This is a genomic window from Bacillus sp. S4, from assembly GCF_040838205.1.
Classification (GTDB): Bacteria; Bacillota; Bacilli; order Bacillales; family Bacillaceae_G; genus Bacillus_A; species Bacillus_A cereus_U.
In genome coordinates this window covers 1-1,706 of sequence record NZ_JBFPJI010000486.1, presented here as the reverse complement: position 1 = coordinate 1,706, position 1,706 = coordinate 1, and the positions used below count along the sequence as shown (strand labels likewise).

Genomic DNA, 1,706 nt, shown 5'->3' with positions numbered 1-1,706 from the left:
GCTGTAACTCCTGCACTGAAATTTCTCTATCTCTTTTTTTCAGTGCATGTTGTCTTAATGACAATAGTTGTATCTTTTCTAATCCCATAACCATAATTGGATTTGCGTAGTAAGCGATATGTGGTCTCATTTTCTCTTTCCAAATTTGCTCCACATGAGAAAAAATAGGCATTGGTATACGACTCGATTCCTCGAGTTCAATCGACTCTTGCGTATCATTTCCCCATCTTCTTACACGCTTCAGTTTAAGTTTCCCGTCTAAAATAAACGTTAATAGCAACAAGCCAATTTCTTTATGCTCAGGGAAAGAACATTTTTGCAATAAATATGTGATCATTTCAATAGAGCTACTATCTTTCTCTGCTGTTTCTAATAAAAGTAATGTCCATCTTGCAAACAACAAAGGGTCCATCGTTTCTTTCGTTTCGTTTAAGTACGTGCAAATTGTTCGCCACCATAATGGGGATATTTTAGAATAATTTTTAAAAATCAATTGAAATAGTTCTTTTTGATGACTAAATAGAAATTGCTCCACTAACCATTCCGCAAGCAATTCATCTACTTCATCATAATTTGCTGTAAGCAGAAATAAGTTTCTTAATTTCCCTTCGGCTTCAAGCCATTCCACCCATTCATAATCACGAGCAAATTCAACGAAGTACCGAACAGTTTCAATTTTTTTTATTGACTGTTTTATATAGGATAATTGCTCCTGCTCTACTGATGGAGGAACGGTTACAATATCACGAATACGCATTCTTTTCGTAATATAATTATCCCCCATTAATTCCGCCCACCGCTTCACCGCTTTCACAAGTGCCTGATGATTATTTGCTTTATTCGGATACACAATCGGTCTTATCCCTAAATGCTCCCAATGATATGTATTATCACCTTGTGCGACGAAAGCATAACGCCTTGTACTCGGTGGTAAGCCTGTTGCTAAATATTTCATTACAGGATCATTATGACTATACCCAACGAATAAAACAGTGTAATTTGAAAATAAATCAACTAAAAATCGTCTCGCCCATCCTTCTGTTAAGTAAGCCCTTCCAAAATCACCATCCGTTAAAATTAAAGCTTCTTTCTCTTGTTCTATATTCCCATGTATGTAAGCCAACCCTTTAAACGCTCTCCCTGTCGGTAAAGCAGGTGCATAATAAATATTCAGCTCTCTATTCATTTCTGTAATTACAGACGTAAAATGTTGATCAAAGTTTGTCGTTACAATTCGAACATCCGTATCTAACGGAAACAACCTTGGAATTGCGTAGTGTAATGGATTTGGTTTTGATTTTTCTATATTGACGAGGTCTCTTGCAACTTGATGCACATCTTTCGTTTTCGCAATTTTACCGAGATAATAATCGTGGGGTTCTGTCATCTCACGCCTTTCGACATATAAAGCTTTCGAAATTTCATCAACTAAATCATCGAAATTCGGTAAGTTTGATTTCCCCTTCATAGAAACTCCTGCTCCAACGAATAATACTAACTTCCCTTGTTCAAGGTGATCGATTAACTCATCTGGAATTTCTACTTCTGAAGTAATCCACATCCCGGATTCCCCCTTACCTAAAAATATCATATGCTCTCATTTTACTATAACATTTTTTAGTTGTTTTTTTAATATTTAGACAAAATTTCGACGTGATAAAGTTTTATCTAATTTAAACACTTACAATGTATGAACTCCTGAATTT

1 protein-coding gene is annotated in these 1,706 nt (G+C 35.5%); it reads right to left on the bottom strand.

What is annotated here, in order from left to right:
- A partial coding sequence (locus AB3X48_RS21885) for an SIR2 family NAD-dependent protein deacylase (protein ID WP_367959943.1) occupies positions 1–1,591 on the bottom strand: 1,591 nt, incomplete at its 3' end.
- Between the last annotated feature and the right edge of the window lie 115 nt (positions 1,592–1,706).